This is a genomic window from Roseovarius salincola (genome assembly GCF_026891095.1).
In the GTDB taxonomy this organism is placed as follows: Bacteria; Pseudomonadota; Alphaproteobacteria; order Rhodobacterales; family Rhodobacteraceae; genus Roseovarius; species Roseovarius salincola.
Genome location: NZ_JAPTNL010000047.1, coordinates 1 through 1,967, shown reverse-complemented (window position 1 = coordinate 1,967; position 1,967 = coordinate 1). Strand labels below are relative to the sequence as shown.

At 58.4% G+C, this 1,967-nt stretch carries 2 pseudogenes; one reads left to right on the top strand and one right to left on the bottom strand.

Annotated elements, in window-relative coordinates:
• A pseudogene (locus N5A93_RS19395) lies at positions 1-1,003 on the bottom strand (IS3 family transposase); the annotation flags it as partial.
• 74 nt (positions 1,004-1,077) lie between these two features.
• On the opposite strand from N5A93_RS19395, the pseudogene N5A93_RS19390 reads away from it, so the two are divergent.
• A pseudogene (locus N5A93_RS19390) lies at positions 1,078-1,868 on the top strand (IS3 family transposase); the annotation flags it as partial.
• Between the last annotated feature and the right edge of the window lie 99 nt (positions 1,869-1,967).

Here is a 1,967-nt window from a genome sequence, read left to right as displayed (position 1 = left end):
CCGCAACCAGTTTGCCATAATGTTCGGCGAGCGCTTCGACGCTTGAGTATCTGAAACCGCATGGACCGGGACAGATACACAGAGTTCAGGACACTCCCCACCTCCGGGGCGCGATATCTCCCGAAGCGTTTTTCAACGGCTTCCAGCAGCATGTCGCGCACATCCGAACCGCTGATCCCGGCATTTGCCACGGCGCGCCAGGCGATGATTTCCCGGTCATGGGCGTCGATCAGGAAGGTGGCACGGATGACATCGCCGTTCCAACATGTGAACTCCAGCCCATCAGAGCACCAACGCAGGTTTGAGCGCATCATGATAACCTTGCCGTCATGGCTGCGCTCTGGCCGGTCAAAACCGGAGCGTTCCAGCAGCAGGCTGTTGCGCTCCATGATCCGATACACGCGCTTGTGGTTAACAGGCGGTAAGCCCTGCGCACGCAGTTCCCGGTTCAGCAGCGCGGTGATCCGGCGATAGCCATAGGTGGGGCGCTCCGCCACCAGCCGCTCGATGCGCGGCAGGACCGCCGCGTCTTGAGCTTTATGATAGCTCCGACGCGGCTTCGTGCTTCCGTTCTGCCGTTCATGCAGGTTTGAACGAGACACGCCCAATGTCTGTGCCACCGCCTTCATCGGGAACCGTCCAGTTTGAGCGACTGCGCAAGCAAGGTCGGTTTTTTTGACCGTGACTTGTCCAGCGCTTCCTTCAGGATCTCCACTTCCAGCGTCTTGCGGCCCAACTGGCGCTCAAGCTCCCGGATGCGGGCTTCCATCTCTCGAACGGTTTTATTGCTGGTCACGCTGTCATCCCCAGTCACCGCAATGCTGCCTCCTTCAAGCATCAGTTTACGCCAACGATACAGCAGATTGGGGGCCACGCCATTACGACGGGCAACGGCGGAAATGCTCTCGCCGTCATAAAGGGTCTCTTCCACGATCCGCAGCTTTTCAGCCGCGGACCAGCGCCGACGGCGACCGCCATCAGTGATGATTTCTATCTCGGACATAAGCACATGCTTAAGGTTAGCCTTAAGCCTCCCTGGTCAGGCCAAGGTGTCCGGTCGAAACGGGGGCCAGTTCACGGCTCAAGCGAATGTATGCTGAGAAGAGCATGCAAAACGACCTGTTGAAGGAAGCTTTGGGAAAAAAGTGGTAAGGCCGTCTCAGCGCAAGGAGATGGCCGAATGGGCGGTTCGGCACCGGTCCGCCAGTATTGCTTTGGCCTGCCGAGCATTCAGCATCAGCGAGACGTGCTATCGGCATCAGCCAAAGCTCAGCGATGAGAATGAACTGATCGCCGATTGGCTGGTTACGCTGACGACAGCCAAGAGGAGCTGGGGCTTTGGCCTCTGTTTCCTACATCTGCGGAACGTCAAAGGCTTTGGCTGGAACCACAAACGCGTCTATCGCATCTACCGCGAGTTGGAGCTGAACATGCGGATTAAGCCTCGGAAACGGCTGCAGCGCGAAAAACCGGAACCTCTGGTCGTGCCTGAGGCCCCGAATGAGGTGTGGTCGATGGACTTTATGGCCGATCAACTGGCTGACGGGCGGGCGTTCCGGACATTGAACGTTCTGGATGACTTCAATCGCGAAGGACTGGCCATTGAAGTGGACTTCTCCCTGCCCGCCGAGCGCGTGGTTCGGGCGCTCGACCAGATCATTGCCTGGCGGGGCAAGCCCCTGGCCATTCGCGTCGATAATGGCCCTGAATATGTGAGTGGAAGGCTACAAACATGGGCCGAGACGACGGGGATCGGACTGCTTTACATCCAGCCGGGGAAACCGCAGCAGAACGCATATATCGAACGCTACAATCGGACGGTCCGCACCGAATGGCTCGGGCGATACCACTTCGAAAGCATTGAAGACGGAGCTATGCGTGATTTTGGGTGACGCGGCCTGATCAAGCGGCGCGGTTTGCAGTGTCGTTTGTGGCGACACCGTCGGTGAATGTGACGCCTTCGATGA